This window comes from Clostridium sp. LS, assembly GCF_002760435.1.
Lineage (GTDB): Bacteria > Bacillota > Clostridia > Clostridiales > Clostridiaceae > Clostridium.
In genome coordinates this window covers 1-26,275 of record NZ_AUUU01000129.1, presented here as the reverse complement: position 1 = coordinate 26,275, position 26,275 = coordinate 1, and the positions used below count along the sequence as shown (strand labels likewise).

Genomic DNA, 26,275 nt, shown 5'->3' with positions numbered 1-26,275 from the left:
AGGAGGGATAAAATGGGAATAAAGTTAATAAACATAGGTTTTGGAAACATAGTTTCTGCAAATAGGTTAGTTGCAATTGTCAGCCCTGAATCAGCACCTATCAAAAGAATTATTCAAGAAGCTAGAGATAGAGGTATGCTAATAGATGCAACTTATGGAAGAAGAACTAGAGCAGTAATAATAACAGATAGCGATCATGTTATCTTATCAGCAGTTCAACCTGAAACAGTTGCACATAGATTATCAACAAAAGATGATGTGGCAGTTGATGAGGATGATGAATAATGAGTGATAAAGGAAGAGGACTATTAATAGTAATATCTGGTCCATCAGGAGCAGGAAAAGGTACCATATGCAAGAGTTTTATGGAAAGGAATAGAGATGTATCCCTATCTGTATCTGCAACTACAAGAGCTCCAAGAAATGGAGAGGTAGAAGGTATAAATTATTATTTTATGTCTAAGGAAGAGTTTAAAGAAAAAATAGAAGCTAATGATTTCCTAGAATATGCAGAAGTCTATGATAACTATTATGGAACTCCAAAATCAAATGTTGAAGAACTTTTGGAAAATGGGAAAGATGTTATTTTAGAAATTGATATACAAGGGGCATTAAAGGTTAAAGAAAATACAAAAGAAGGAGTCTTTATTTTTATACTTCCACCATCTATGGCAGAGTTAAAACAAAGAATCATAAATAGAGGAAGTGAAACTAAAGAATCATTAATGAAAAGATTTAAATCAGCATATAAAGAAATAAATTTTATATCTAAATACAATTATGCTGTTGTAAATGATAAAGTAGAAATAGCTGTTGAAAAGCTGGAAGCTATAATATCGGCTGAAAAGTGCAGAGTAGACAGAATAAAAGATAGTATATTAGATTCGAAGGAGGGAATAATACATGAACAACTCTATGATTAATCCATCAGTGGTAGATTTATTAGAAAAGGTGCATGATAGATATTCTTTAGTAATTTTAACATCAAAAAGGGCTAGACAAATAATTGAGGGTTCAACTCCTCAAATTTCAGTAAAATCAAATAAACCATTAACAATTGCAATTAATGAAGTAGATCAAGATGCTATTGAATTTGAAATTGTAAAAGAAGGTACTAAATAAAATGAAAAAGAATTTAGTTTTGGGAGTAAGTGGTGGAATTGCAGTATACAAGGCATTAGAAATAGTAAGCCTGCTTGTAAAAAAGGATATTAATGTTGACGTTATTATGACTGAGTCAGCTGTTAAGTTTGTAACTCCACTTTCTTTTCAATCTTTAAGCCAAAATATGGTTACATGCGATATGTTTGCAGAGCCTAAGGCGTGGGAAATTCAACATATAAGCTTAGCAAGTAAAGCAGATGTACTTTTAGTAGCACCTGCAACTGCTAATATAATTGGGAAAATAGCAAATGGAATAGCTGATGATATGCTTTCAACTACAATTATGGCAACGAAGGCAAAAGTGATTTTTGCACCTGCGATGAATACGAATATGTATGAAAATCCTATAGTTCAAAGTAATATCAATAAGCTTAAAGCTTTTGGCTATGAATTTATTGAACCAGCTGAAGGAAGACTTGCTTGTGGAATAAGTGGAAAAGGAAAACTAGAGAGTCCAGAAGTGATTGTTGATAAAGTATTAATGGAACTTAATGATAAAAAAGACTTAATTAATAAGAATGTATTAGTAACAGCTGGACCAACAATAGCTCCTATTGATCCTGTAAGGTTTATCACAAATAGATCAACTGGAAAAATGGGATATGCAATAGCCAAAGAAGCAAGAAATAGGGGAGCTAATGTAACGCTAATATCTGGGCCGACGTCAATAGAAGTCCCTAAAAATATTAACGTTATAAAAGTTTCAACTAATGAAGAAATGAAAAATGCAATTTTAGAACTATATAATGATGCTGATATAGTAATTAAATCAGCAGCTGTTGCTGATTATAAACCTAAAAATTATAGTACACAAAAAATTAAAAAAGGCGATAATGATTTGTGTATTGAATTTACTAGGGACAATGATATATTAATGGAACTTGGAGAGAAAAAAGAGAAGCAGATACTAGTTGGCTTTGCTGCTGAAAGTCAAAATTTGAAAGAGAATGCTAGACTTAAGCTGCAAAGAAAAAACTTAGATTATATTGTAGCAAATGATATAACTGCAAATGATACTGGGTTTGCCTCAGAAGATAATAAAGTGATAATCTTATCTAGGGATGGTAAAGAAATACACTTGGATAAGATGAGCAAAGAAAAAATTGCAGGCAATTTATTTGATATCATACTTGAGAAGCGCTAGAAATCTGCGCTTCTTTTATTAAGTGAAAATAAAAATTTTTACTTAACTGCAAACTGTAAACTGTCTTAAGGGTGGTAGAAAAGTTATGTATGCTGAGATAATTATAAACGGCGAAGCCTTAGAAATAGATAAGCTATTTACATATAAAGTGCCTTGCGAGCTGCTGGAAAAAATAGATGTGGGATATAGAGTCAAAGTTCCTTTTGGTCCTAGAAGCAAACCAATAGAAGGATTTGTATTTTCAATATTAAAAGAAAATTCAATAGAGTTTGATTATAAGGTAAAAGAGATACTAAAATTGTGTGATGATGAACCTATATTGACTAATGATGATATTAAAATAATTCAATTCTTAAGGAAAAAATACCTTTGTAAGTATATTGATGCTGTCCGCCTTATGATACCTGTAGGAATAATGAAAGGGTCTAAAGCCAAGAAGAAAAAAGTAATAGTAATTAATAGAGAAATAAACGAAGAAGAATTGAAAAAAGAAAATTACTTGAAATTATATGACTTTATTGCAAATAATAATGGTATTTATACAAAAACTGAAGTTGTTAGTAATAAACAATATTCCTTATATTGCTTAAATAAGCTTATAGAAAAGGAAGTACTTAAAATTGAAGAACAGGTGGTCTTTAGGTATAATACACGCAGATATGAAAGTGATAAAAATAAAATATTAACAGATGAACAGGCAGATTGTTTAAATACAATTTTAAATGAGTCAAAACTGAAATATCTAATAAAAGGTGTTACCGGATCAGGAAAAACCGAAATATATATTAGATTAGTTGAGGAGACACTAAATCAAGGAAAAAGTGCAATTGTTTTAGTTCCAGAAATTTCATTAACTCCTCAAATGATTGAAAGATTTAAAGGAAGATTCGGAGAAGATGTAGCATTATTTCACAGCAGATTAAGCGATGGTGAAAGATTTGATGAATGGTATAGGGTTAAGGAAGGAAAAGCAAAGTTAGTTATAGGTGCGCGAAGTGCTCTGTTTTTACCATTGCAAAATCTTGGTCTTATAATAATTGATGAGGAACATGAAAATACTTATAAATCGGAGCATAATCCTAAGTACCATACTAGAGAAGTAAGTGAATTTATATGTGAGCTTAAAAATTGTAAACTTGTATTAGGTTCAGCCACTCCAAGCATTGAAAGTTATTATAAAGCTCTTATTGATGAATATACATTAATAGAAATGCATAGAAGAGTTAATGGAAGAAAGATGCCAGAGATGCAGATAGTTGATATGAGGGAAGAACTAAAGAATAAAAATCTTTCTTTATTTAGTAAAAAACTTTTAAATGAGCTTGAAAGAGTTTTACAGCATGGAAAGCAAGCAATTTTGTTTTTGAATAGAAGAGGATATTCAACTTTTATTTCCTGTAGAAGCTGTGGGTATGTATTTAAATGTCCTGAATGCGATGTATCTATGACATATCATAAAAATGGATATTTAATCTGCCATTATTGCGGAAGAGCTGAAAAAGCTATAAAGGAATGCCCAAAATGCAATAGTAAATATGTAAAATATTTTGGAGCGGGAACTGAAAGAGTAGAGCTGGAAGTAAAAAAATATTTTCCTAAAGCTAAAGTTTTGAGAATGGATGTAGATACTACAAGACAGAAAAATGCTCATGAATCCATTTATAATTCCTTTAAAAACGGAGGAGCAGATATTTTGATAGGAACTCAAATGGTATCAAAAGGACTGGATTTTAAGAATGTAACGTTAGTAGGAGTATTAGCAGCTGATATGTCTTTAAATATGCCTGACTATAGAGCTGCCGAAAGAACATACCAAATAATAACGCAAGTGGCAGGAAGAGCTGGCAGAGGTCAAGATGAAGGTAAAGTAATAGTTCAAAGTTATACACCAAATCATTATAGTTTAAAATATGCTAAGGAAGAAGACTATGAATCTTTATTTAAAGAAGAAATAAAGATCAGAAGGTTGATGGAAAATCCTCCTTTTGGTAAAATATTATTAATCATAGGCTCTTCTAAATTTGAAGAAAAATTAGTAAAGTTTATGTATACTTTAGAAGGTAATCTGAAAAAATTATTAGTAGAAGATGCTACTATGCTCGGGCCAGTTCCTTGTATTATTACAAAGCTAAAGGAAAACTATAGATGGCAAATAATAATAAAAGGAAATTTTGATGATGAGTTTAGTGAAAAAGTTAAAGATACACTTTATCTATTAAATAAGAGTGTATATAATGAAATAAGGGTTGGTATAGATATTAATCCTAATAATATGACATAGGGGGAATACGAAATGGCATTAAGAAATATAAGAAAATATGGTGATGACGTATTAAGAAGAAAGTGCAGAGAAATTGATAAAATAGATGATAGATTGTTAACTTTAATTGAAGATATGAAAGAAACAATGTATGATGCAGAAGGTGTTGGTCTTGCAGCACCACAGGTTGGAGTGCTAAAAAGATTATTTGTTGTAGATGTTGGAGAAGGTCCTTTAGTATTTATTAATCCTGAAATAATTGAAGTAAGTGGATCACAAACAGATGAGGAAGGATGTCTTAGCTTGCCAGGGGAAACAAGGGAGGTTATGAGACCTAATTATGTTAGAGCAAGAGCTCTAAACGAAAAAGGAGAAGAATTTGAAATAGAAGGAGAAGAGTTACTAGCTAGAGCTATTTTACATGAATATGACCATTTAAATGGTACATTATTCATAGATAGAGTTAAAGCTCCTTCAGAAAAATAAAATTAACAGGAGGAAAATAGAATGAATATAGTATTTATGGGCACTCCTGATTTTGCAGTTCCTTCTTTAAGCAGATTAGTTAAAGAATATAATGTTACTGCAGTATTAACTCAACCCGATAAACCAAAGGGTAGAGGAAAAAAGATGGCGTATTCAGCTGTTAAAGAGGAAGCATTAAAATATGAAATTCCAGTGTATCAGCCTACAAAACTAAAAGAGGATGCAACTTTAATTGAAAAATTAAAAGAATTAAAACCAGATTTTATGATTGTAATAGCTTTTGGGCAAATATTATCTAAAGAAGTATTAGATATACCTAAATATGGATGCATAAATCTTCATGGATCATTATTACCAATGTATAGAGGAGCTGCACCAATCCAATGGGCAGTAATAAATGGGGAAAAAGTTTCAGGAAATACTACTATGCTTATGGATGTAGGTATAGATACAGGAGATATGCTTCTTAAAGACGAAGTTGAAATTACTGATAATATGACTGCAGGAGAATTGTATGATATATTAAAGGAAAGAGGAGCAGATCTGTTGATTAAAAGTATAGAAGGGCTTGTAAATGGAAGTATAACTCCCGAAAAACAAGGTGATAAAACTTTCTACGCAAAACCTCTTGATAAAAATATTGCATGTATAGATTGGAATAAAAGTTCTAGAGAAATTCATAATTTAGTAAGAGGATTAAATTCTTGGCCAATTGCTTATACTAGTTATAAAGGCGAAAGAATGAAAATATATGAAAGTGAAGCATTGGAGGAAAAAAGCACAAAAGAACCTGGAACAATTATAGATGTGACTAAAAATGGTATAAAGGTTGCATGCAAAGAGGGAATACTACTTATAAAAAAAGTACAATTTCCAAATGGTAAGCCTTTGACAGTAGAACAATATATAAATGGACATGAAATAGAAAAAAATATAATATTACTATAATGGAGTGATGTTTAAATGCATTTTTATCCGTTTTTTGACCCAACTATGATAATATTAATACCAGCAATGATTATTTCATTTTGGGCACAGACAAAAATAAACAGTACCTATAGTAAATTTAGTGAAGTTAGAACTATGAATGGATATACTGGGCAGCAAGTTGCAAGGATGATGCTGGATGAAGCCGGGCTTTATGATGTGAGAATAGAAGTTATAAATACTAAGCTTGGTGACCACTATGATCCATCAAACAAGGTGTTAAGATTATCTCCAGATGTATATGCAGGAGGGACTATAGCTTCAGCAGGAATAGCAGCTCATGAAGTTGGGCATGCAATTCAGCATAAAGAAAGATATAAACCACTAATAGTAAGAAACTCAATAGTTCCAGCTGTAAATATTGGTTCAAGTTTATCTTGGATGATATTCTTTGCAGGATTTTTATTAGGTCTGAGAGGGTTAACTACACTAGGAATAATTTTGTTCTCAGGTGTTGTAATCTTTCAATTAATAACATTGCCAGTTGAATTTGATGCTTCTACTAGAGCTTTAAGCATATTAAGATCAAGAGGAATCTTGTATGAAGATGAAACAAGAAATGCACAAAAAGTTTTAGATGCAGCAGCGATGACTTATGTAGCAGCAACGCTGATGGCAATATCACAATTAATTAGATTAATAGCTTTAAGCAATAGAAGAAATGATTAAAAAGAGGTAGCGTATGAATTGTAGAAAATTAGCCGTAAAAATATTAGGTAGAGTTTTAAATGAAGGAGCATATTCTAATATAGTACTATCAAAGGAACTAAATGAAGTAGACTTGAATGAAAAAGATAAGGCATTATTAACTGAAATAGTGTATGGTGTATTAAGAAGGAAAAAGACATTAGATATCATAATTTCTAACTTTGTAAAAGATATAAAATTAATGAACAAAGATATCTTAAATATTTTAAGAGTAGCAATTTATCAAATGAATTTTTTAGATAAGATTCCTAGTTATGCTGCTTGTAATGAAGCAGTAGAAGAAGCAAAGGAAATATCAGAAGAAGACTCAAAATTAGTAAATGGAATACTTAGAAACTTTACAAAAAACCCTGATGATATTGAGGTTTCTGGCAATAAAATTGATGAGTATGCCTATAAGTTTTCATTTGAACCTTGGATGATAAGACTTTTAATAAAGCAATATGGAGAAAATTTATCAAAGAAAATAATGTCTGGATTAAATTCAATTCCTCAGGTTAGTGTTAGAGTAAATGAAATTAAGGCAGATTACGATGACGTTTTTGAAAAGTTAGAAGAGCTTGAATATGAAGTTGAAGAAGGTGTTATTTGTCCAGAAGCAATTTGTATAAAAGGTGGTAAATCCATAGAAAATAATCCACTGTTCAAAGAAGGAAAAATCACAGTTCAAGATGAAAGTGCAATGATTATAGCACCTTTACTAGAATTAGAAGAAGGCATGACAGTTTTAGATTTATGTAGTGCACCAGGTGGAAAAACTACTCATATAGCTGAAATACTCCAAAACACTGGAAAGGTATTAGCATATGATCTTCATGAGTCTAAGCTTGGATTAATAAAAGAAAACTGTGAGAGATTAGGAATAACTAATGTTGAAGTTAATACAAATGATGCAACTAGATTAAATCCTGATTTAATAGCAGCTAGTGATAGAATTTTAATAGATGTTCCTTGTTCAGGGCTTGGAATTATAAGAAAAAAACCAGAAATAAAATGGAATAAAACAAGAAATGATTTGAGAGAAATCATAAAAATTCAAAGAGATATAATGGAAAGCGCATGGATGTATTTAAAAGCAGATGGAGTAATGATATATTCAACTTGTACATTAAACAAAGAAGAAAATGAAGAGAATATTGAGTGGTTTGTTAATAGACATAAAGATTGTAGCGTGAAAAAAATCTTTATTGGTAAGCAAGATAACTTGGTATACAATAGAGATGGTTCTTTAACTATTCTGCCAAATGAAAATATGGATGGTTTTTTTGTGGCTAAGCTAGAAAAAAAGTAATAGTAGGTGAATAAATGAACAATTTACTAGATTATACTTTAGAAGAACTTAAAATTTGGATGAAGGAAAATAATGAAAGTGCATTTAGAGGGTCGCAAATATTATCATGGATTTATAAAGGGACTACTGAATTTGATAATATGAAGAATATGCCTAAAACATTAATAGCTAAATTGAAAGAGAGCTTTACTGTTAGTTTGCCTAAGATAATTGAAGTATATAAGTCAGAAATTGATGGAACCGAAAAGTTTTTATTAGGATTTGAGGATGGGAACTTAATTGAATCTGTGCTAATGAAATATAAACATGGTAATTCCATATGTATATCAACTCAAATTGGATGTGCAATGGGATGTAAATTTTGTGCATCAACTATTGAGGGGAAAGTTAGAAATTTAACGGCTGGAGAAATTTTATCTCAAATACTTGTAGTTCAAAATTATATTAGTGAAAGGATATCTAATATAGTTTTAATGGGAAGTGGAGAGCCATTAGATAATTATAATAATGTTATAAAATTTTTAGAAGTTGTTTCAGCCGAATATGGGTTAAATATAGGCCAAAGACATATAACATTATCTACTTGTGGAATCGTACCAAAGATATATGAACTAGCAGATAAAGAATTAAGCGTAACTCTTGCAATCTCGTTACATGCATTTAGTAATGAAAAGAGAAAAGAGATTATGCCAATTGCAAATAGATATAGCATTGAAGAAATATTGGAAGCCTGCAGATATTATATAAAGAAAACTAATAGAAGAATTACATTTGAATATGCATTAGTAAAAGATATAAATGATAGCAAAGAAGATGCAAAAGCATTAGGAAAATTATTAAAAGGAATGCTTTGTCATGTGAATTTAATACCTGTTAATGAAATTAAAGAAAATACTTTTAAGAGATCTTCAAAGAAGACCATAGATGATTTTTCAGAAATATTAAAAAAACTTGGAATAGAAGTTACGATAAGACGTGAAATGGGAAGTGACATTAATGCAGCATGTGGACAACTTAGAAGAAGTTACATAGAAACCCAAGAAATAGAGGGGAGAATGAAATGGTAGGCTTAGTTAGTGATGTGGGATTAAAACGAACATTGAATGAAGATTTTGCTTCGTATTTAGAAAAGGAAGAATTTAAAATATACGTAGTAGCAGATGGAATGGGCGGACATAATGCTGGAGAAGTAGCTAGTGAAATGGCAGCAATAAGAATTGTTAATTATGTAAATGAAAATTATTCTACTGAAAAAGAAGGAAAATTAATCGTTGAAGCTATCGAAAAAGTTAACAGAGATATATTTAATTATTCTAATACTAGTGAAAATTTAAATGGAATGGGAACAACAGTTACAGCTTGTTTGATGACTAAGGAATTTACCCATATTGCAAATGTAGGTGATAGCTGTTGTTTTGCAATAAAAAATAATGAAATTAAGAAAATCACCAAAGATCATTCTTTGGTACAAGAACTTGTTGATAGTGGAAGCATCAGCGAAAAAGAAGCAGAGAATCATCCAAAGAAAAACATAATTACAAGGGCGCTAGGAACTTGTGATAGTGTAAATGTGGACGTATTTGAATTAAATAATAATGAATATGACATGTATATATTATGTTCGGATGGATTAACCAATGAATTGACTAAGGAAGAAATTCTGCAAGTTGTTATAGAAGAAGAAGATTATTTGAATATGGCCAACAAATTAGTATTTTTAGCCAAAGAAAAAGGTGGCAGAGATAATATAACAGTATTGTTGTTTGGAGGAGATATGTAGTATGGACGGAATTGTACTTGGAAACAGATACGAGTTGTTAGAAAAAATAGGGGAAGGTGGTATGTCAGAAGTATTTAAAGCAAGATGCAATAAATTAAACAGATTTGTTGCAGTTAAGATTCTTAAAAAAGAATTTTGTAACAATGCTGATATAGTTGAAAAATTTAAGGGAGAAGCAACGGCCATTGCAACTTTATCTGACAACAATATAGTAAATATTCTTGATGTAGGAACTCAAGATGACATTAATTATATAGTAATGGAGTATGTTAAGGGAAAAACACTAAAAGATATTATTAAACAAGTGGGTAAAATGAACTATGAAACAGCACTGTCAGTTGCCATACAGATAGCTAAAGCTTTAGATTGTGCTCATAGAAATAATATAATTCATAGAGACGTAAAGCCACAAAATATATTAGTTACAGAAGACGGAATTATGAAGGTAACTGACTTTGGAATAGCTAAATCTTCAACTTCTGAAACTATTACGAATACTAGTACAATAATGGGTTCGGCTCATTACCTTTCTCCAGAACAAGCAAAAGGAAGTTTTATTGATTGCAGAACAGACTTATATTCTTTAGGAGTTGTCTTATATGAAATGGTTACAGGAAGCCTTCCATTTCAAGCAGATACTGCTGTAACTATTGCATTAAAACATCTCCAAGAAGAAGTTGTGCCGCCTAAAAACTTAAACTCAAAAGTACCAGATAGTTTAAATCAATTAATTTTAAAAGCAATGCAGAAGGACCCTATTAAGAGATATCAAAGTGCTAAGGAAATGATTACAGATCTTCAAAAAATTAAGGATGATCCTAACGCAAAAATTAATGAAGAAGAGGATAACGATCATACTATAATAATGTCAGCTGTAACTCAGCAAATTAATAAACAAGAAGAGCAAAATAAAAAAAATGAAGAGTATGATGATGACGAAGATGATGATTATTATTATGACGAAGATGATGAGAAATCAGGTGGCATAAGCAAGAGTAGGATAATGAAAATTGCAATTGGAGTTGCTTTAGTATTAATTTTAGTGGTTTTAGGTGTATCAGCCTACAAAATGTTTAGTGCAAATTCAACTAGTAATAAGGAAGTTCAAGTACCAGATCTTGTTGGCAAAAATTTTGATGACGCTAAGAAACAACTTGAAGGGTTAAACTTAGTTTTAGTAGAAGGCGGTACAGAAGCTAGTGATCAGCCAAAAGATACCATATTAAAAATGAATCCGGATGCTGGAACTACCGTTAAAGAAAAAAGTCAAATTAGAGTTATTGTAAGTGGAGGAGCAACAAAACTTAAAATGCCTGATTTAGAAGATTATGATATAGATACAGCAAAAACTATTTTAAAATCTTTTGGACTTAAGCTTAGTGATGACAACATTAAAGAAGAATTTAGTGATAATGTGCCAAAGGGTCAAATAATACGTCAAACTCCTAAAAAGGATACTGAAATTACCACAGATGATAAAGTGTCAGTTGTAGTTAGCAAAGGCCCAGAGGTTAAATATACAAATGTTCCTAGTGTAGTAGGAGAGGAGAAAGATAAAGCTTCAAATGATTTAGTAGGTGCTAATTTACAAGTTGCTGTCAATGAACAAGAAACTCAAAATCAAAGTGATGATGGTAAAGTATTAAGTCAAACTAATGCTGGAGCTAAGGTTAAGGAAGGAACAACAATAACAATCACAGTTGGAAAGTATGTTCCAAAACAAGATCCGACTACTCAAACTCCAGGAAATACTAAGCCAGGTACAAATACTGATAAAAATGCGCCAACTACTCCAGGTCCAGGAACTACTCCAGGTCCTGGAACTACTCCAAACTCAGGAACTACACCTACAGGCCCTGGTGATACCACAACAAACAATCAAAGCAATACCACGTCACCAGGCAAAACGTCAAGCCAGAATCGTTAATTAAGAAAAAATGAAAGGGGAGGTTGATAAAAGAAACCTCTCCTTTTATAATATATTTAGCGCTAAGTACTTGTAAGTAATCTTTAGTTATATTTAGATTATTGCAAATAATAAATAAATATTCTTTTTAGTAAATTTAAAATATGGAGGGAAAGTATGGATGGAAAGATAATAAAAGGCATAGGGGGATTCTATTATATTAAGACAGATGCAGGCTTAATAGAATGTAAAGCTAGAGGGAAATTTAGACATAAAGATATTAAACCAATGGTAGGAGATAATGTTACTATTAAAATGGAGCATGGAAAAGGAGTTATAGAAGAAATTCATAAAAGAAAGTCTCAATTAGTCAGGCCAACTGTTGCAAATGTATCCCTTGCATTTATTGTTTTTGCTGTCAAAAACCCAGATATAAATTTTGACTTGTTAAATAAATTCTTAATTTTATGTGAGTTTAACAATATTGAAGTAATAGTATGCTTAAATAAAATAGATCTAGTAACTGAAGAGGAACGAGAGGAAATTAAAAAAAGAATTAATGATATAGGATACGAAGTACTTTTTATTAATGCCAAGGTTGGAATTGGAATTGATGGATTGAAAGAAAAGATTAAAGGAAATACTACAGTTTTTTGCGGGCCATCTGGGGCTGGGAAGTCGACTTTAATAAATAAATTATCTAATGCAGAGCATATGGAAACTGGTAAGGTTAGTGAAAAGATTGGAAGAGGTAAACATACAACACGTCATAGCGAACTTATTGAGGTTTCAGATGGATATATTGTAGATACACCAGGGTTCTCTACATTAGAAATAAAAGATTTAATGGATAAGGATTCCTTAAAATATTGTTTTCCTGAATTTGAGCAGTATAATGATAAGTGTAAGTTTAGGGGATGTCTACATTTTAAAGAACCCAATTGCGCAGTAAAAGAGGCTGTACAGGAAGAAAAAATTAATAAGTATCGGTATGATTTTTATATAAAGACTTTAGAAGAAATAATTGAGGAGGAAAAAAATAAATGGTAAAGGTAGCGCCATCAATATTATCAGCAGATTTTTCGAAATTAGGAGAGGATATAGAGAAAATAGATAAAGGCGGAGCAGATTTTATTCATATAGATGTAATGGATGGTGTTTTTGTACCTAATATATCTTTTGGATTTCCAGTTATAAAATCAATAAGAAATAGAACAAACAAAATATTTGACGTTCATTTAATGATTAATAATCCATCAAATTACATAGATGATTTTATAGCAGCAGGGGCAGATATAATTACTGTTCATTATGAGGCAGATAAACATATAGATAGAACAATTAACTATATAAAATCCAAAGGAAAGAAGGCAGCAGTTTCGTTAAATCCAGGAACACCGACAAATGTGTTAAAGGATTTGATACCAAACTTAGATATGGTATTAATAATGTCTGTAAATCCAGGATTTGGAGGACAAAAATTTATCCCTTACTGTTTAGATAAAATTAAAGAAATAAAGGACTATGCCAATAAAGTTAAACCGTCGTTACTAATAGAGGTTGATGGTGGAATAGATAAAACTAATGTAAATGAAATAATAAGAGCAGGTGCTAATGTAATTGTTGCTGGTTCAGCTGTATTTAATGGGGGAGAAATTAGTGACAATATAAAAGCCTTAAGAGGTGAATAATTTGAATGTAGCAATTATAAGTGGGGGCATACCGCCCTCAGAAACATTATTAAGGAATTATTTAAAAGAAGTAGACTCCATAATAGCGGCTGATAAAGGAATTGAATGTCTATATGAGTATAATATTATGCCTGATTTACTTTTGGGAGATTTTGACTCTGTTAATAGTGAACTTTTAGATATAATAAAATCGAAGGTTAAGGAAGTTTTGCAATTTCCACCAGAGAAAGATTATACAGATACTGAAATAGCAATAATTGAGGCTATTAAAAGAGGTGCAAAGAAAATATACTTATTTGGAGCACTTGGCTCTAGAATAGATCATGCATTAGGAAATATTGGTCTTCTTCTAACTGCAAAGAAAAAAGGCGTATCAATAGAAATAATAGATAATAACAACAGACTGTATCTTGGAGAAAAACAGATGAAGCTATTTGGAAAGTATGGAGAAAATATATCTTTTCATGCGTTAAGTAATAAAGTGATTAATTTTAAGATTAATGGGGCAAAATATAATTTAGAAAGCTATGATATGAGTTTATTAGATCCAAGAGCCATATGTAATGAATTTTTGGATACACCAATAGAAATTAGCTATGATGAAGGAGAATTACTAATAATTCATTCCATTGATTAAAATATTCCTAAGTAAATTTTTTTCTTTGAAATTTATTTTCTTAAATTGTTTACAAAATTGGAACATTTTTATGAGTAACTGAATATTAATATAATAAGGCGAAATTAATTTCAACTGTTTTATTTATACCATATTATTATTCAGGAGGAATATAAATGAAAATAATAGCATTTAAATTGCCCAAATTCTTATCTAATATAATAAAATTTTTTAGGAAAAAGAACTAGAGTACATAGGACATCTTTAGCTGTTTTTTATGATGTCTAAACAGCTCTAAGTCACAGTAAAAAAATAATAAACCAGTATTTTTGTATATTGGTTCATTATTTTTTCTTGTAACTAAATAAAAAATGCAATTGGGATAACAATTGCATTTTTTATTATGAACTATATTGCTCTTTGAACCTTTCCAGATCTAAGGCATCTTGTACATACATGAACAGTTTTTGGTGTTCCGTTAACTAAAGCTTTTACTTTCTTTATGTTAGGAGCCCAAGTTCTCTTTGATTGACGATGTGAATGGCTATAGCTTACTCCAGCTACAACACCTTTATCACAAATTTCGCATCTTCTTGCCATTAGAAAACACCTCCTTATATTCCAAAGATAATCATCTTCAATAGGACAGTGTAAATTATATCATAGGAAAATATAATAGGCAAGTTAATTTATTAATTTTTACAATACTTGAATAAAATATTGTTCTAATATAGAATATAAAATAAGATATAAGATTTTAGGAGGAATATGGATGGTTGGATTTTCAAATGAAAATGGTAATATAAATTATTCTGAAGAAGTTCTAGCAAAAATTGTTGGATTATCTACAATGGAATGCTATGGAGTAGTTGGTATGGTTTCAAGAAATGCCAGCGAAGGTTTTTGGGAACTAATAGGCATAGAGAACTTCGGTAAAGGAGTAAAAATACAACTAACAAGTGAAAATAAATTACAAATTGAATTATTTGTTATGGTTGAGTATGGAACAAAAATATCTGTTATATCTAATAATATAATTCAAAAAGTTCGTTATAGTGTTGAAAACTATACAGGTCTGAAAGTCTCATCAATAACGGTGAATGTGCAAGCGGTAAGAGTTTAGGAGGTTAAACTAAATGGAATATACAAAAATCAATGGCCGTGATTTTTATAACATGGTTGTTAATGCTAGTAATAAATTATTAGAACAAAGTGATTTTGTAAATGCACTAAATGTTTTTCCGGTTCCTGATGGAGATACTGGAACTAACATGTCTATGACATTTAAAGCAGCGGTTAAAGAAATTGAAAACATAGATAGTGATTCTATAGGGGAAATATCTAAGAGATTAGCTAAAGGGGCTTTAATGGGTGCTAGAGGTAACTCTGGCGTAATATTATCACAAATACTTAGGGGAATTTCTAAAGGTTTAGATGGGAAAAGTGAAGTTGATTCTACGGAATTTGCCATAGGTTTTTATGAAGGTTCTAAATCGGCCTATAAAGCTGTTATGAGACCAACTGAAGGAACTATACTTTCAGTTATTAGGGCAGCTTCAGAGGCGGCAATAGCATCAGAAGCCAAAGATATAGTAAGTTTTATGGAAGAAATAACAATTAAAGCAAAGGAAATGTTAGATAGGACTCCAGAACTATTACCAGCACTAAAAAAAGCAAAAGTAGTTGACTCAGGAGGTATGGGACTTTATATAATTCTTCAAGGTATGTATGAAGCTTTAAAGGATGGAATTAAAGCTGAGATAAAGGATATAGCAATTAATTCAAGTAGCAGTACATTAGCTAAATCTACTGAAGAAATTAATATTAAATTTGGCTACTGTACTGAATTCATAATACTTGGAGATGCAAAGCATGCTAAGGACTTCCAAAATCAAATAGAAAGCCTGGGAGATTCAATGATTGTTGTTGGGTATGATGATGTGATTAAAGTACATATACATACCAATGATCCAGGACTAGTATTATCAAAAGCAGTTGCAATAGGAGAATTGTCAAAAATTAAAATTGATAATATGAGAGAAGAACATAGAGAATTGCTAATCAATGCTAAGGATAAGAATAATGAAATAAATTTTTCAGAAAGTGAAAAGAAGAAGTACGGATTTGTAACAGTTGCAATGGGAGATGGAATTTCAAATATATTTAAAGATTTAGGTATTGATTATGTTATTGAAGGCGGCCAAACAATGAATCCTTCTACTCAAGATATTTTAGAGGCAATTGATAAGATAAATGCTGAAAACATTTTTATTATGCCTAACAATAAGAATATAATTATGGCAGCGAATCAAGCAGCAGAAATATGTGATAAAAATATATTGGTAGTACCTACAACAACTATTCCTCAAGGAATAGCATGTGCTACAATGTTCAATAGTGATCTAGAAGTTGAAGATAATTTTAGTAACCTGAAAAATACAATTGAAGAAGTCAAAACGGGGTCAGTAACTTATGCTGTACGTGATACAGAAATTGATGGAATAGATATTAAAGAAGGAAATATGCTAGGACTTGTGGAAGGAAAAATAAAAGAAGTAGGCGAAGATAAAAAGAATGTTGCGAGCAAAGTTCTAGATGATATGATAGATGATGAAAGTGAATTAGTTACTGTATATTATGGTAAAGAAGTAAGTGATGAAGAAGCTAATGAATTTGAAGCTGAGTTGCAGGATAGATATTCTGATTTAGATATTCAATTTTACAAGGGTGATCAACCTCTTTATTATTTCTTAATGTCAGTAGAATAAAATAATAAAGGCATATGAAGAAATAGAAAGTCATTAATTTGTATTTTGATTTGATGTTTGTGTAATATATCTAAGGCGCCTAAATACTAGGTGCTTTTATTATTTTGAAAGGAGGAAAAAATTTTGAATATATATAGTAACATTTCGGAATTAAAGGGAGTAGGCCCGAAAGCTACAGAAAAATTAAATCGCTGTGGAATCTTTAATATATTAGATATTTTACTATATTTCCCGAGAGACTATGAATTTGTAAATGGTAATGTAGAGTTTGAAAATATTACAGGTGAAGATAAGCAAATTTTAAAATGTCAGACGGTAAAGTTTAGAAGTGATGTTAAAACCAAAACAGGAAAATTATTAACGACTATCGATTTTGATTATAATGGACATAGAGTATCTGCTAAATGGTTTAATCAAAGGTATATAAAAAACTCCTTTAAGATAGGTGAAATATATAATTTAATGGGTAAGTTTAAGCGAATTGGAAATACCTTAGAAGTAGTTAACCCAGTAGTTACCTGTGAAGAAGCTCTTTCAAGTGAGATTATACCTAAATATCCTTTAAAAGCAGACATAAGTAATAAATTATTTGAAAAACTAATTAATGAAATTTTAGCTAACATGGAAGTTAAAGAAAATCTTCCTAGAGATATATTAGAAAAGTATTCTTTAATTTCTCTAAATGATGCCATAAGAAGTATACATTTTCCTGATAATAGAGAGATGTTGGGAAAGGCAATAGCAAGGCTGAAATTTCAAGAATTATTTACATATTCACTAAAGCTGCTGCTTCTAAAATATAAGCTTAAAAAAAATAAAAACGGAATACTTTTTGAATGGGCAGCTGAACTTAGTGCATTTAAAGAAAAATTACCATTTCCCCTTACTAATGCTCAAACAAGGGTTGTACGAGAAATATTAAGAGATCAAAAGTCAAATTTTTCTATGAATAGATTAATTCAAGGTGATGTTGGGAGTGGGAAAACCATAATTGCTCTTATAGCTATTTTTAATGTAATTAAAAATGGATATCAATGCGTGTTTATGGCTCCAACAGAAATTCTTGCAAGTCAACATTTTGAAGAAGCTAAAAAAGTTTATAAAGAATTTGATATTGAAATAGAGCTTTTAACTGGTGGAACTTCTTCAAAAGAAAAACAAAGAATAAAGGAGAGAATAAAATCTCCAGAACCTATTTTTGTGATAGGAACTCATGCACTATTTCAAGATGATGTGGAATTTGCAAAGTTAGGCTTAATTGTGACTGATGAACAACATAGATTTGGTGTTGAGCAAAGAAGCAAGCTTATAAATAAAGGGAAACGAGCTGATTGTTTAGTCATGACAGCGACTCCAATTCCAAGAACATTAGCTTTGTATCTTTATTCAGACTTAGATGTATCTATAATTGATGAACTGCCACCAGGTAGAAAGAAGATAGATACAAGATTCTATACAGAAGAAAAAAGAGATATAGCATATGAGCTTGTTTATGATGAAATTAAGAAAGGCAGACAAGTATATATTGTGTGTCCGCTCATTGAGGAAGATGAAAAGGAAGAATTGAAGTCTGTAGAAACCTTATACAATAACCTTTCTAGTGGTATTTTTAAAGAGTTTAATATTGAAATCCTTCATGGAAAAATGAAAGGAATAGAAAAAGATGATATAATAAAGAGGTTTAAAAATAATGAAGTAAATATTCTTGTTTCAACTACAGTAATTGAAGTAGGGGTAAATGTGCCTAATGCGTCTGTAATGATAATAGAAAATGCAGAAAGATTTGGTCTTTCTCAGCTTCATCAACTTAGAGGAAGAGTTGGAAGAGGTGAATATGCTTCTTATTGTATACTAATTGCTAAAGCAAAAAGCAATGTAACTAAAAAAAGAATGCAAATAATGACAGAATGCAGTGATGGATTTTTAATATCAGAAAAAGATTTGGAACTTAGAGGCGCAGGTGAAATGTTTGGTAAAAAGCAAAGCGGTGATGAAGGATTTATACTTGCGGATCTTTATGAAGACATAAAAATTTTAAGATGTGCAAAACTAGAAGCAAATAATATTTTACAAAACGAATTTGATACAAACAGAGAAATAATTAACGAGTTAAGTAAAAGTTTGGAAAAAAGTAGTAAATATATTTGTTTTAATTAATTTGAAATATTATGTATAGTTGTGTTAATATATTAAATATATGGCAAGGGGCATATTTCAGTATCTCATATGCCTGAAGGAGGAATAAAACTTTGAGGATTATAGCAGGAAAAGCAAGAGGACATAAATTAATACCTCCGGCTACAATGGAAACAAGACCTACATTGGATAGAGTTAAGGAAGCTATGTTTAGTTCAATTCAACTTTACATACAGGAAGCAGTTGTTGTAGACGTTTTTGCAGGAACTGGGAGTTTAGGATTAGAATCTGCAAGTAGAGGAGCAAGTGAGGTTTATTTATTTGACAAGAGTTCTGTAACGTTCCCTTTACTAAAGCAAAATGTAGAAAATCTTAAATTTCAGGATTTCTGTTTTCCAATGAATATTGATGCTTATGAGGGTCTAAAGAAATTAGCAAATAAGGGGAAGAAATTTGACATAATATTCATTGATCCACCTTATTGTAAAGAAATGATTCCGGAAGCTATGAAAATAGTAAGTGATAATGAAATGTTAAAAGAAGATGGAATAATAGTAACGAAAATAGATACTATTGAGGCAATTTATGAAGGGTATAAAAATATTAAATTAACAAAGAGTAAGAAATATGGAAATACAACAGTATGCTATTACAAGTATGAGGAGAAATAAATAATGAGAGTTGCAGTATACCCTGGGAGTTTTGATCCTATAACTAACGGACATCTTGATATAATACAACGAGGCGCGAAGGTTTTTGATAAAGTTATAGTGGCAGTGCTAGTTAATGTTGATAAACAATATCTTTTTAGAAGTGACGAAAGAGTCGAATTAATAAAAAAGGTTACAAAGGATATAGAAAATGTTGAAGTTAGAAGCTTTAATGGTCTTTTGGTAAATTTTCTAAAAGAATGTAATGCAAATGTAATTTTAAAAGGATTAAGAACTACACTTGATTTTGAATATGAAATGCAAATGGCTTTTATGAATAGTGAATTAGATGCAGATATTGAAACTGTATGTATGATGTCAGCGGCAAAAAATCTACATATTAGTTCTTCGTGCGTTAAACAAGTAGCTAAATTTGGTGGTAATATTGAAGGACTTGTTCCAAATGAAATTGTCTCAGATATAATATCTAGAATAAATATCTAAGGAGTGTTATTATGGAAAAAATGGATGTAAATATTATAGAATTATTAGAGTATTTACAAGACTTGGTTGAAAATTCACCTAAAGTACCAATGAGCGGTAAAGTTATGATCGATAAAAGAGAACTTATTGAAGTAATTGATCAAATAATAAATTATATGCCAGATCAATTTAAAAAAGCAGAATGGGTTATGAATGAAAGGGAACGAATTTTAAACGAAGCAAAAAAAGAATATGATTCTGTTAGAAAAGAAACCATGAATATGATGAGACAAAATATTGAAAATCATGATCTTGTGAAGGAAGCAAAGGTGAGAGCTCAAGAAATAATAGCCACAGCACAACGAGATGCTAAGGCTATAAGACTAGGTTCTAGAGATTATTCTGATGAAATATTAACAGAGTTAGATAAAGAATTAGAGGCACAAAAAATAAAATTAATAAAAAGTCTTCAAGAAAGTTTTGAGTCAGTTGCAAAGGAAATAGATACAAATTTAACAGGCACTGCTGATGTAATAAAAGATAACATCAAAGAATTACGCAGTATGAAAAAGTAATTTTAAAGATTTATTAATTATAAATAGCAAAAATGTTAATAAAATCAATATTGATAGTGGATATAAATACGTAGTAGTATCTTGAGAATAACTAATGCCAAGATTAGATGTATATATACTTGCAGGCAATACTCTTAATAATATATAAGTTACGATAAAACTAAAAATACCCTGAATTAGTTTTAGGGTTATATACTTGCTGTAAGAAATTTTAGTAACACTTACAAAGGAACTAACTTGTGCAATTATAGCTAATCCGGAAAATGAGCATAAGAAGCTAATTATACTTAATTTTAAAGGAATAGAGAGCGAAAGTGTTGAAATGATACTACATCCATTTGTTATTTCAATACTTCCCAAAAATAATGAGTATAAGGTTTTGGGAGTAAGCCTTAGTACATTTTCTAATTGCTGAAAAATAATATTTATATAAACGTTATTTTTAATAAGTGAAATTACTACAGAAAAAATTATTATAAAACCACCAATGGATAAGGTAGTATTTATTCCATTTTGAATTGCATCCTTTATTGCAGAACCAAAATTAATAACTTCAGTTTTAGGACAAGGTTGAGAACTTGCTTTTAGTAAAGTTCTCTTTTTTTTAGTCAATAAACCTATAAATATAATTGATGAGTAACTTCCAATAAGCAGAATATACCCTAGATAAATGTTACCTAGTAAAGTTCCGGCAACAGAACCGATCAAAAACAATGGACCAACATTTGAAGCGATGTTTAAAAGTCTTTCGTATTCATCTCTATCCACATACCCTAAGGTATACAAATCAACGCTATATTTAGCGCCCAAAGGATAACCGCACAAAATGCTGGCAACGATGGGAAATGAACAATTCTTTGAAAGTCCTAATGGTTTGCAGATTAAAGGCCCTAGAAATTTTGAATAAAGTGCTATTCCATCATAATAAATTAGTAAATTACAAATTACTATAAACGGAAAGGTTGTTGGTAATATGGATTTATACCATAGTCTGCATCCATCGATTGTTGCTATAATACATTGATTTATATTAGCTACAAAGATAACAATAAATATAGAAATAAATATACAAATAATAATATTTTTTTTAATGTTAAGTTGTTTTATTAGTGCAAAAGTTAAACTAATTATTAAAAACCACAAGACAATAATATATATCATGAAATCACTCCAATCAATAATATTTATATTCTTATGGTTATGTAAAATATTACTATATTATAAAAGGCCTTTTTAAATAATCAGACATAGGATTTACCTTAGAATTTAAAATCGAGTATGCCTTAGTTCCTAAAACATCAATCTTTATATGATCACATAAATTATTCTTTTGAACTTTTGTTATTATCTCAATATTATTTTTCTTTTTTATATTCTTCAAAATATTACGTCCTATGGAATTAAAAGCAAGTACCCTTGCATAAGGCGCAGGAGTTTTGCATAAAGCCAATAAATCAAAGTTTTCTAGGTTTAAAAAGCTTTGTAATAATACCCTGCTAATTCTAGTATAAGTGTATCTTTTACTTTTAGATCGTAAAATTAAATCGTCCAAAGAAGTCGCAGCGTATATTTCTTTTAATATTCGATTATCTAAACCCTCTGAAATATCAGGCAAATTTAAAAGAGAATTTTCATTTGTTAATAATTTATACTTGAGGTATTTAAATATATCTTCCTCGAAGATAAAGGGATAGTTGGAATCTGATAAATTACGTAAAATATCATAACTGGAATTAGGAAGTACATTAACTAGCTCACTTAATAAATTTTTCTTTAAGCATGCTCTAATGGAGGTTGCTGAAGAAAAAGAAGAGTTTAAATCAATATCGTTGTATGATGAACCTTCTCGCTTCAAAGTTTTGGGAATTATTGAACTATTAAGTTTTAATAATGCTTTTATGTATTCAATGCCCAAGATATTATTAGAATTAGATAACACCTCTAATACTTGATCAGAACTTAAGTAATCACTAAGCGCTTTTGCTCGGCTTAAATGAAATGGTAACCCTAAATTTAAATTATCTTTTAAAAGAGCTTTATACTTCAAAGGTTCTAAAACTAAAGTTTTTGCTATGTCTGTTAGAATATTTATGTTTCCTTCTTCGCTTCCAAAATATAAATAATCGACAATACCTAATGAGTTTAGAAGAGATACACTTCCAAAAGCAAAATGCTCAGCTGAAGATATGGAGTAAACTAGAGGTAATTCTAAAACTAGATCAACACCGTTTTTAACTGCCATTTCAGCTCGTTGCCATTTATCAATAATAGCAGGAATTCCTCGCTGCATAAAATTACCACTCATGACACAAACTATACCATCAGAATTTGTATCGGATTTTGCTTTTTTTAAATGATATTCATGTCCTTTGTGAAATGGATTATATTCTGTAATTATTCCTGTAATTATTTTAATCAACTCTTTTCTACTTAGAATTAAATTATAAGTGTGAATATAATTTTGAATTATATCCAAATACGTAAATATTTATAACAAATATATTGTTAGTATATCATAATATGAAATTGGATAATATTAATTGTTGAGGATAGAATATGCAATAGCATTTGCGGATTCATGGTATTAAGATAATGTGAGAATTATTGTTAAAAAATATACTTTTGTGATTTTTCAAGAGTAGAGAAGAGTTTTATGAATAATCGGAAAATTTGAAAAAAATGAGTTCCTGCTTTAAATATCATCAAGCATATAAAAACAAAGGTATTATGATAAAAATAAACTATTAATATGTATTTTTATTAATTTAGTTCCTAAAATGTGGTATAGTTTATTATAATTTTTGATATATAATTTATTGAAATGAAAACATTTAATAGTATTTTATAAAGAAGTAAAAAGTAATTTTAAAGAAAATTATATTGTTAAAAAATATACTTTTACTATATAGGTATTATGCAATAATATTGTCAGATAATTTAGATTATTTCAAATCTAAAGACTTCTATTTTATAGCGAATTTCTGTTGAAAAATGCATTAATAAAGGAGTATTATTAGTATTAGAGATAGGATATAGAGAGGAGATAATTTGATATGGACCTTATGAAAAAAATATGGAATGCAGCACAAGCGAACAAAAAGAAAATTGTTCTGCCAGAAGGAAATGAAGAACGTAATATAGTAGCTGCAGAAAAAATTAATAAATTAGGATTGGCTTATCCAATTTTGATAGGTAACAAAGATGAAATATATAATAAGGCAAAGGAACTAGATGTAAATTTGTCTGGAATTCAAATAATAGATCCAGATGAATCAGAGAATTTAGATAAGTACATTGCAGCTTTTTATGAATTAAGAAAGACAAAAGGCGTAACAATGGAAAAGGCAGATAAAATAGTTAGAGATCCTCTATATTTTGGTACGATGATGGTTAAATTAGATGATGCTGATGGAATGGTGTCAGGGGCTGTTCATACTACTGGAGATTTACTAAGACCAGGATTACAAATAATAAAGACAGCACCAGGGGTATCTGTCGTTTCGAGCTTTTTTATAATGCAAGTTCCAGGATCGACTTATGGAGAAGAGGGGACTCTTATATTCTCAGATTGTGCAGTTAATCCAAATCCTAATGAAGATCAATTAGCAGCAATTGCAATAGCAACAGCGGAAACAGCTAAAAGACTATGCAATATGGATCCTAAAGTGGCTATGTTATCATTTTCTACTATGGGAAGTGCTGATAACGAATTAGTCGACAAGGTAAGAAATGCAACACAAAAAGCAAAAGAAATGAGACCGGATTTAGATATAGATGGCGAACTTCAATTGGATGCGGCTATAGTACAAAAAGTAGCTGATCAAAAAGCACCAGGAAGTAAGGTCGCAGGAAAGGCTAATGTTTTAATATTCCCAGATTTACAAGCTGGAAATATAGGTTATAAATTGGTTCAAAGATTTGCTAATGCAGAAGCTATTGGTCCTATTTGCCAAGGTTTTGCAAAACCAATTAATGACTTATCAAGAGGATGTAGTTCAGACGATATCGTAAATGTTGTTGCGCTTACAGCTGTTCAAGCTCAAACAAATAAGTAATTTAAAAAGTATATAGGGTGAACTATATTAATAATTATTATATTAGTTAAAGTTAAAGCACAAAATATTAGAATATAAAAAAGGAGAGAAAATTATGAAAGTATTAGTTATAAACTGTGGTAGTTCCTCGTTAAAGTATCAACTTATTGACATGACTAATGAAGAAGCTTTAGCGCAAGGTCTTGTTGAAAGAATTGGAATTAGTGGTTCAATATTAACTCAAAAAGTTGAAGGAAAAGATAAATATGTGGTTGAAACACCACTTAAAGATCACCAAGATGCAATTGAACTTGTATTAAAAAGTTTAGTCGATGAAAATTATGGTGTGATAAAATCAATGGATGAAATATCTGCTGTTGGACATAGGGTTGTTCATGGTGGAGAAAAGTATGCTACTTCAGTAGTAATTGATGATGAAGTAATAAAGAATCTTGATGAATTCACAAAATTAGCCCCACTTCATAACCCACCAAATATAATTGGAATAAATGCGTGTAAAGCTCTTATGCCAAAAACTCCAATGGTAGCTGTATTTGATACTGCATTCCATCAAACTATTCCAGAAAAAGCATTTATGTATCCACTTCCATATGAATTCTATAAAGAAGATCATGTTAGAAGATATGGATTCCACGGAACATCTCACAAATATGTTGCTGGTGAAATTGCAAAATGGATGAATAAAGATGTAAGCGAATTAAAGACTATTACTTGCCACATAGGTAATGGCGTAAGTGTTACAGCAGTTGATGGTGGAAAATCTGTAGACACTACAATGGGATTCACTCCGCTTGATGGTATCATAATGGGATCAAGATCTGGAAGTATAGATCCTGCAATAGTAACTTATTTAGTTAAGGAAAAAGGATATTCTATAGATGAAGTGAATGATATTTTAAATAAGAAATCAGGAGTTTTAGGGGTATCAGGAGTAGGGACAGACTTTAGAGATATTAGAAGTGCTGTAGAAAATGGTAATTCTAGAGCATTACTTGCTATGGATATATTTGGATATCAAATTAAAAAGCAAATAGGTGCTTATGCAGCTGTAATGGGTGGAGTAGATGCAATAGTATTTACTGCTGGAATCGGAGAGCATGCTCCAGAAATAAGATCAAGAGCTTTAATTAATATGGAATTCTTAGGAATCGAAATAGATTTACAAAAGAACGAAAGTCATGATATTGGCGATGGTATGGAAATTTCTAAAGAAACTTCAAAAGTTAAAGTTGTTGTAATACCTACAAACGAAGAGCTTATGATTGCTAAGGAAACTTTAGCATTAATTTAATTAAATAGAGGCTTGTAAAATAATATAGTAATATGTTTTGCATTATTCCTATATAAAGTATGTTTGTTCGATTTTTTAGAATAAACATACTTTATTAATATAAATCAAAATATGAATTCTATAATTTGACTTATTATATGAATATACGTATATGTTTACTAAATCTCTATGAGGATATCTTCACTAGAAATCATAAATGTTTTTGCGCAGAAGACATTTGAAAATGAACTGTTAAAGGCTCTTAAGCAGAGAATCCAAATCTTTGATTTGGTATGAATCGCTTA

At 30.2% G+C, this 26,275-nt stretch carries 26 protein-coding genes; 23 read left to right on the top strand and 3 right to left on the bottom strand.

Annotated features, from left to right (window positions below; genetic code table 11):
* Positions 1-12 precede the first annotated feature (12 nt).
* The 15 genes from COL3_RS23795 (at position 13) to COL3_RS23725 (ending at position 14,054) form a co-directional block, all read left to right on the top strand.
* Positions 13-285, top strand: coding sequence for a DUF370 domain-containing protein (locus COL3_RS23795; RefSeq protein WP_008424867.1), 273 nt, complete (start codon positions 13-15; stop codon positions 283-285).
* Positions 285-923, top strand: coding sequence for a guanylate kinase (gmk, locus tag COL3_RS23790; protein ID WP_008424865.1), 639 nt, complete (start codon positions 285-287; stop codon positions 921-923). Before COL3_RS23795 ends, gmk begins: the two co-directional genes overlap by 1 nt.
* Positions 904-1,122, top strand: coding sequence for a DNA-directed RNA polymerase subunit omega (gene rpoZ / locus COL3_RS23785; protein ID WP_008424863.1), 219 nt, complete (start codon positions 904-906; stop codon positions 1,120-1,122). The genes gmk and rpoZ overlap by 20 nt, the downstream gene beginning before the upstream one ends.
* 1 nt (position 1,123) lies before the next feature.
* Positions 1,124-2,308 carry a bifunctional phosphopantothenoylcysteine decarboxylase/phosphopantothenate--cysteine ligase CoaBC gene (coaBC, locus tag COL3_RS23780; protein ID WP_008424862.1) on the top strand — a complete coding sequence of 395 codons (1,185 nt, stop codon included), beginning with the start codon at positions 1,124-1,126 and terminating at the stop codon, positions 2,306-2,308.
* An 85-nt stretch (positions 2,309-2,393) separates the two neighbouring features.
* Entirely contained in the window at positions 2,394-4,589 is a 2,196-nt protein-coding gene (gene priA / locus COL3_RS23775; protein ID WP_008424860.1) for a primosomal protein N', read from the top strand.
* Positions 4,590-4,601: 12 nt separating this feature from the next.
* On the top strand, positions 4,602-5,054 hold the full coding sequence (gene def / locus COL3_RS23770) for a peptide deformylase (RefSeq protein WP_008424859.1): 453 nt from the start codon (positions 4,602-4,604) through the stop codon (positions 5,052-5,054).
* Positions 5,055-5,075: 21 nt separating this feature from the next.
* Positions 5,076-6,002: a methionyl-tRNA formyltransferase gene (gene fmt / locus COL3_RS23765; RefSeq protein WP_008424858.1), complete on the top strand. Its 927-nt coding sequence runs from the start codon at positions 5,076-5,078 to the stop codon at positions 6,000-6,002.
* 15 nt (positions 6,003-6,017) lie between these two features.
* Positions 6,018-6,710 carry a zinc metallopeptidase gene (locus COL3_RS23760; protein ID WP_008424857.1) on the top strand — a complete coding sequence of 231 codons (693 nt, stop codon included), beginning with the start codon at positions 6,018-6,020 and terminating at the stop codon, positions 6,708-6,710.
* A gap of 13 nt (positions 6,711-6,723) precedes the next feature.
* Positions 6,724-8,040 (top strand): 16S rRNA (cytosine(967)-C(5))-methyltransferase RsmB, encoded by a 1,317-nt coding sequence (rsmB, locus tag COL3_RS23755; protein WP_008424856.1) that lies wholly within the window; start codon positions 6,724-6,726, stop codon positions 8,038-8,040.
* A gap of 14 nt (positions 8,041-8,054) precedes the next feature.
* Complete coding sequence (rlmN, locus tag COL3_RS23750; RefSeq protein WP_008424855.1) at positions 8,055-9,107, top strand: 23S rRNA (adenine(2503)-C(2))-methyltransferase RlmN; 1,053 nt, start codon at positions 8,055-8,057, stop codon at positions 9,105-9,107.
* On the top strand, positions 9,101-9,820 hold the full coding sequence (locus COL3_RS23745; protein ID WP_008424854.1) for a Stp1/IreP family PP2C-type Ser/Thr phosphatase: 720 nt from the start codon (positions 9,101-9,103) through the stop codon (positions 9,818-9,820). Before rlmN ends, COL3_RS23745 begins: the two co-directional genes overlap by 7 nt.
* 1 nt (position 9,821) lies before the next feature.
* Entirely contained in the window at positions 9,822-11,747 is a 1,926-nt protein-coding gene (pknB, locus tag COL3_RS23740) for a Stk1 family PASTA domain-containing Ser/Thr kinase (protein ID WP_008424853.1), read from the top strand.
* 156 nt (positions 11,748-11,903) lie between these two features.
* A complete protein-coding gene (gene rsgA / locus COL3_RS23735; RefSeq protein WP_008424852.1) occupies positions 11,904-12,776 on the top strand; it encodes a ribosome small subunit-dependent GTPase A in 873 nt (290 codons plus the stop codon).
* The gene (rpe, locus tag COL3_RS23730; RefSeq protein WP_008424851.1) at positions 12,770-13,417 is read left to right on the top strand and encodes a ribulose-phosphate 3-epimerase; all 648 of its coding nucleotides are present in this window, start codon (positions 12,770-12,772) and stop codon (positions 13,415-13,417) included. The genes rsgA and rpe overlap by 7 nt, the downstream gene beginning before the upstream one ends.
* Position 13,418: 1 nt before the next feature.
* Positions 13,419-14,054, top strand: a complete 636-nt coding sequence (locus COL3_RS23725) for a thiamine diphosphokinase (protein ID WP_008424850.1) — start codon at positions 13,419-13,421, stop codon at positions 14,052-14,054.
* A 387-nt stretch (positions 14,055-14,441) separates the two neighbouring features.
* Here COL3_RS23725 and rpmB read toward each other — a convergent pair whose 3' ends face one another.
* Positions 14,442-14,633, bottom strand: coding sequence for a 50S ribosomal protein L28 (gene rpmB, locus COL3_RS23720; RefSeq protein ID WP_008424849.1), 192 nt, complete (start codon positions 14,631-14,633; stop codon positions 14,442-14,444).
* Positions 14,634-14,805: 172 nt separating this feature from the next.
* On the opposite strand from rpmB, the gene COL3_RS23715 reads away from it, so the two are divergent.
* From COL3_RS23715 to COL3_RS23690, 6 genes are all read left to right on the top strand, one after another.
* Positions 14,806-15,156: an Asp23/Gls24 family envelope stress response protein gene (locus COL3_RS23715; RefSeq protein ID WP_008424843.1), complete on the top strand. Its 351-nt coding sequence runs from the start codon at positions 14,806-14,808 to the stop codon at positions 15,154-15,156.
* Positions 15,157-15,169: 13 nt separating this feature from the next.
* Entirely contained in the window at positions 15,170-16,801 is a 1,632-nt protein-coding gene (locus tag COL3_RS23710; protein ID WP_008424841.1) for a DAK2 domain-containing protein, read from the top strand.
* A gap of 123 nt (positions 16,802-16,924) precedes the next feature.
* The gene (gene recG / locus COL3_RS23705; protein WP_008424840.1) at positions 16,925-18,958 is read left to right on the top strand and encodes an ATP-dependent DNA helicase RecG; all 2,034 of its coding nucleotides are present in this window, start codon (positions 16,925-16,927) and stop codon (positions 18,956-18,958) included.
* 92 nt (positions 18,959-19,050) lie between these two features.
* Entirely contained in the window at positions 19,051-19,608 is a 558-nt protein-coding gene (rsmD, locus tag COL3_RS23700) for a 16S rRNA (guanine(966)-N(2))-methyltransferase RsmD (RefSeq protein ID WP_008424837.1), read from the top strand.
* A 3-nt stretch (positions 19,609-19,611) separates the two neighbouring features.
* A complete protein-coding gene (coaD, locus tag COL3_RS23695) occupies positions 19,612-20,091 on the top strand; it encodes a pantetheine-phosphate adenylyltransferase (RefSeq protein ID WP_008424835.1) in 480 nt (159 codons plus the stop codon).
* 11 nt (positions 20,092-20,102) lie between these two features.
* Positions 20,103-20,645: a hypothetical protein gene (locus COL3_RS23690; protein WP_008424833.1), complete on the top strand. Its 543-nt coding sequence runs from the start codon at positions 20,103-20,105 to the stop codon at positions 20,643-20,645.
* Here COL3_RS23690 and ylbJ read toward each other — a convergent pair.
* Both ylbJ and COL3_RS23680 read right to left on the bottom strand, forming a co-directional pair.
* Entirely contained in the window at positions 20,625-21,806 is a 1,182-nt protein-coding gene (gene ylbJ, locus COL3_RS23685) for a sporulation integral membrane protein YlbJ (RefSeq protein ID WP_008424826.1), read from the bottom strand. The genes COL3_RS23690 and ylbJ overlap by 21 nt on opposite strands.
* 52 nt (positions 21,807-21,858) lie before the next feature.
* Positions 21,859-23,064 carry a nucleotidyltransferase gene (locus COL3_RS23680; protein WP_035283568.1) on the bottom strand — a complete coding sequence of 402 codons (1,206 nt, stop codon included), beginning with the start codon at positions 23,062-23,064 and terminating at the stop codon, positions 21,859-21,861.
* A gap of 634 nt (positions 23,065-23,698) precedes the next feature.
* On the opposite strand from COL3_RS23680, the gene pta reads away from it, so the two are divergent.
* A complete protein-coding gene (pta, locus tag COL3_RS23675) occupies positions 23,699-24,700 on the top strand; it encodes a phosphate acetyltransferase (protein ID WP_008424824.1) in 1,002 nt (333 codons plus the stop codon).
* Positions 24,701-24,794: 94 nt separating this feature from the next.
* Entirely contained in the window at positions 24,795-25,991 is a 1,197-nt protein-coding gene (locus tag COL3_RS23670) for an acetate kinase (RefSeq protein WP_008424823.1), read from the top strand.
* Positions 25,992-26,275: the final 284 nt, after the last annotated feature.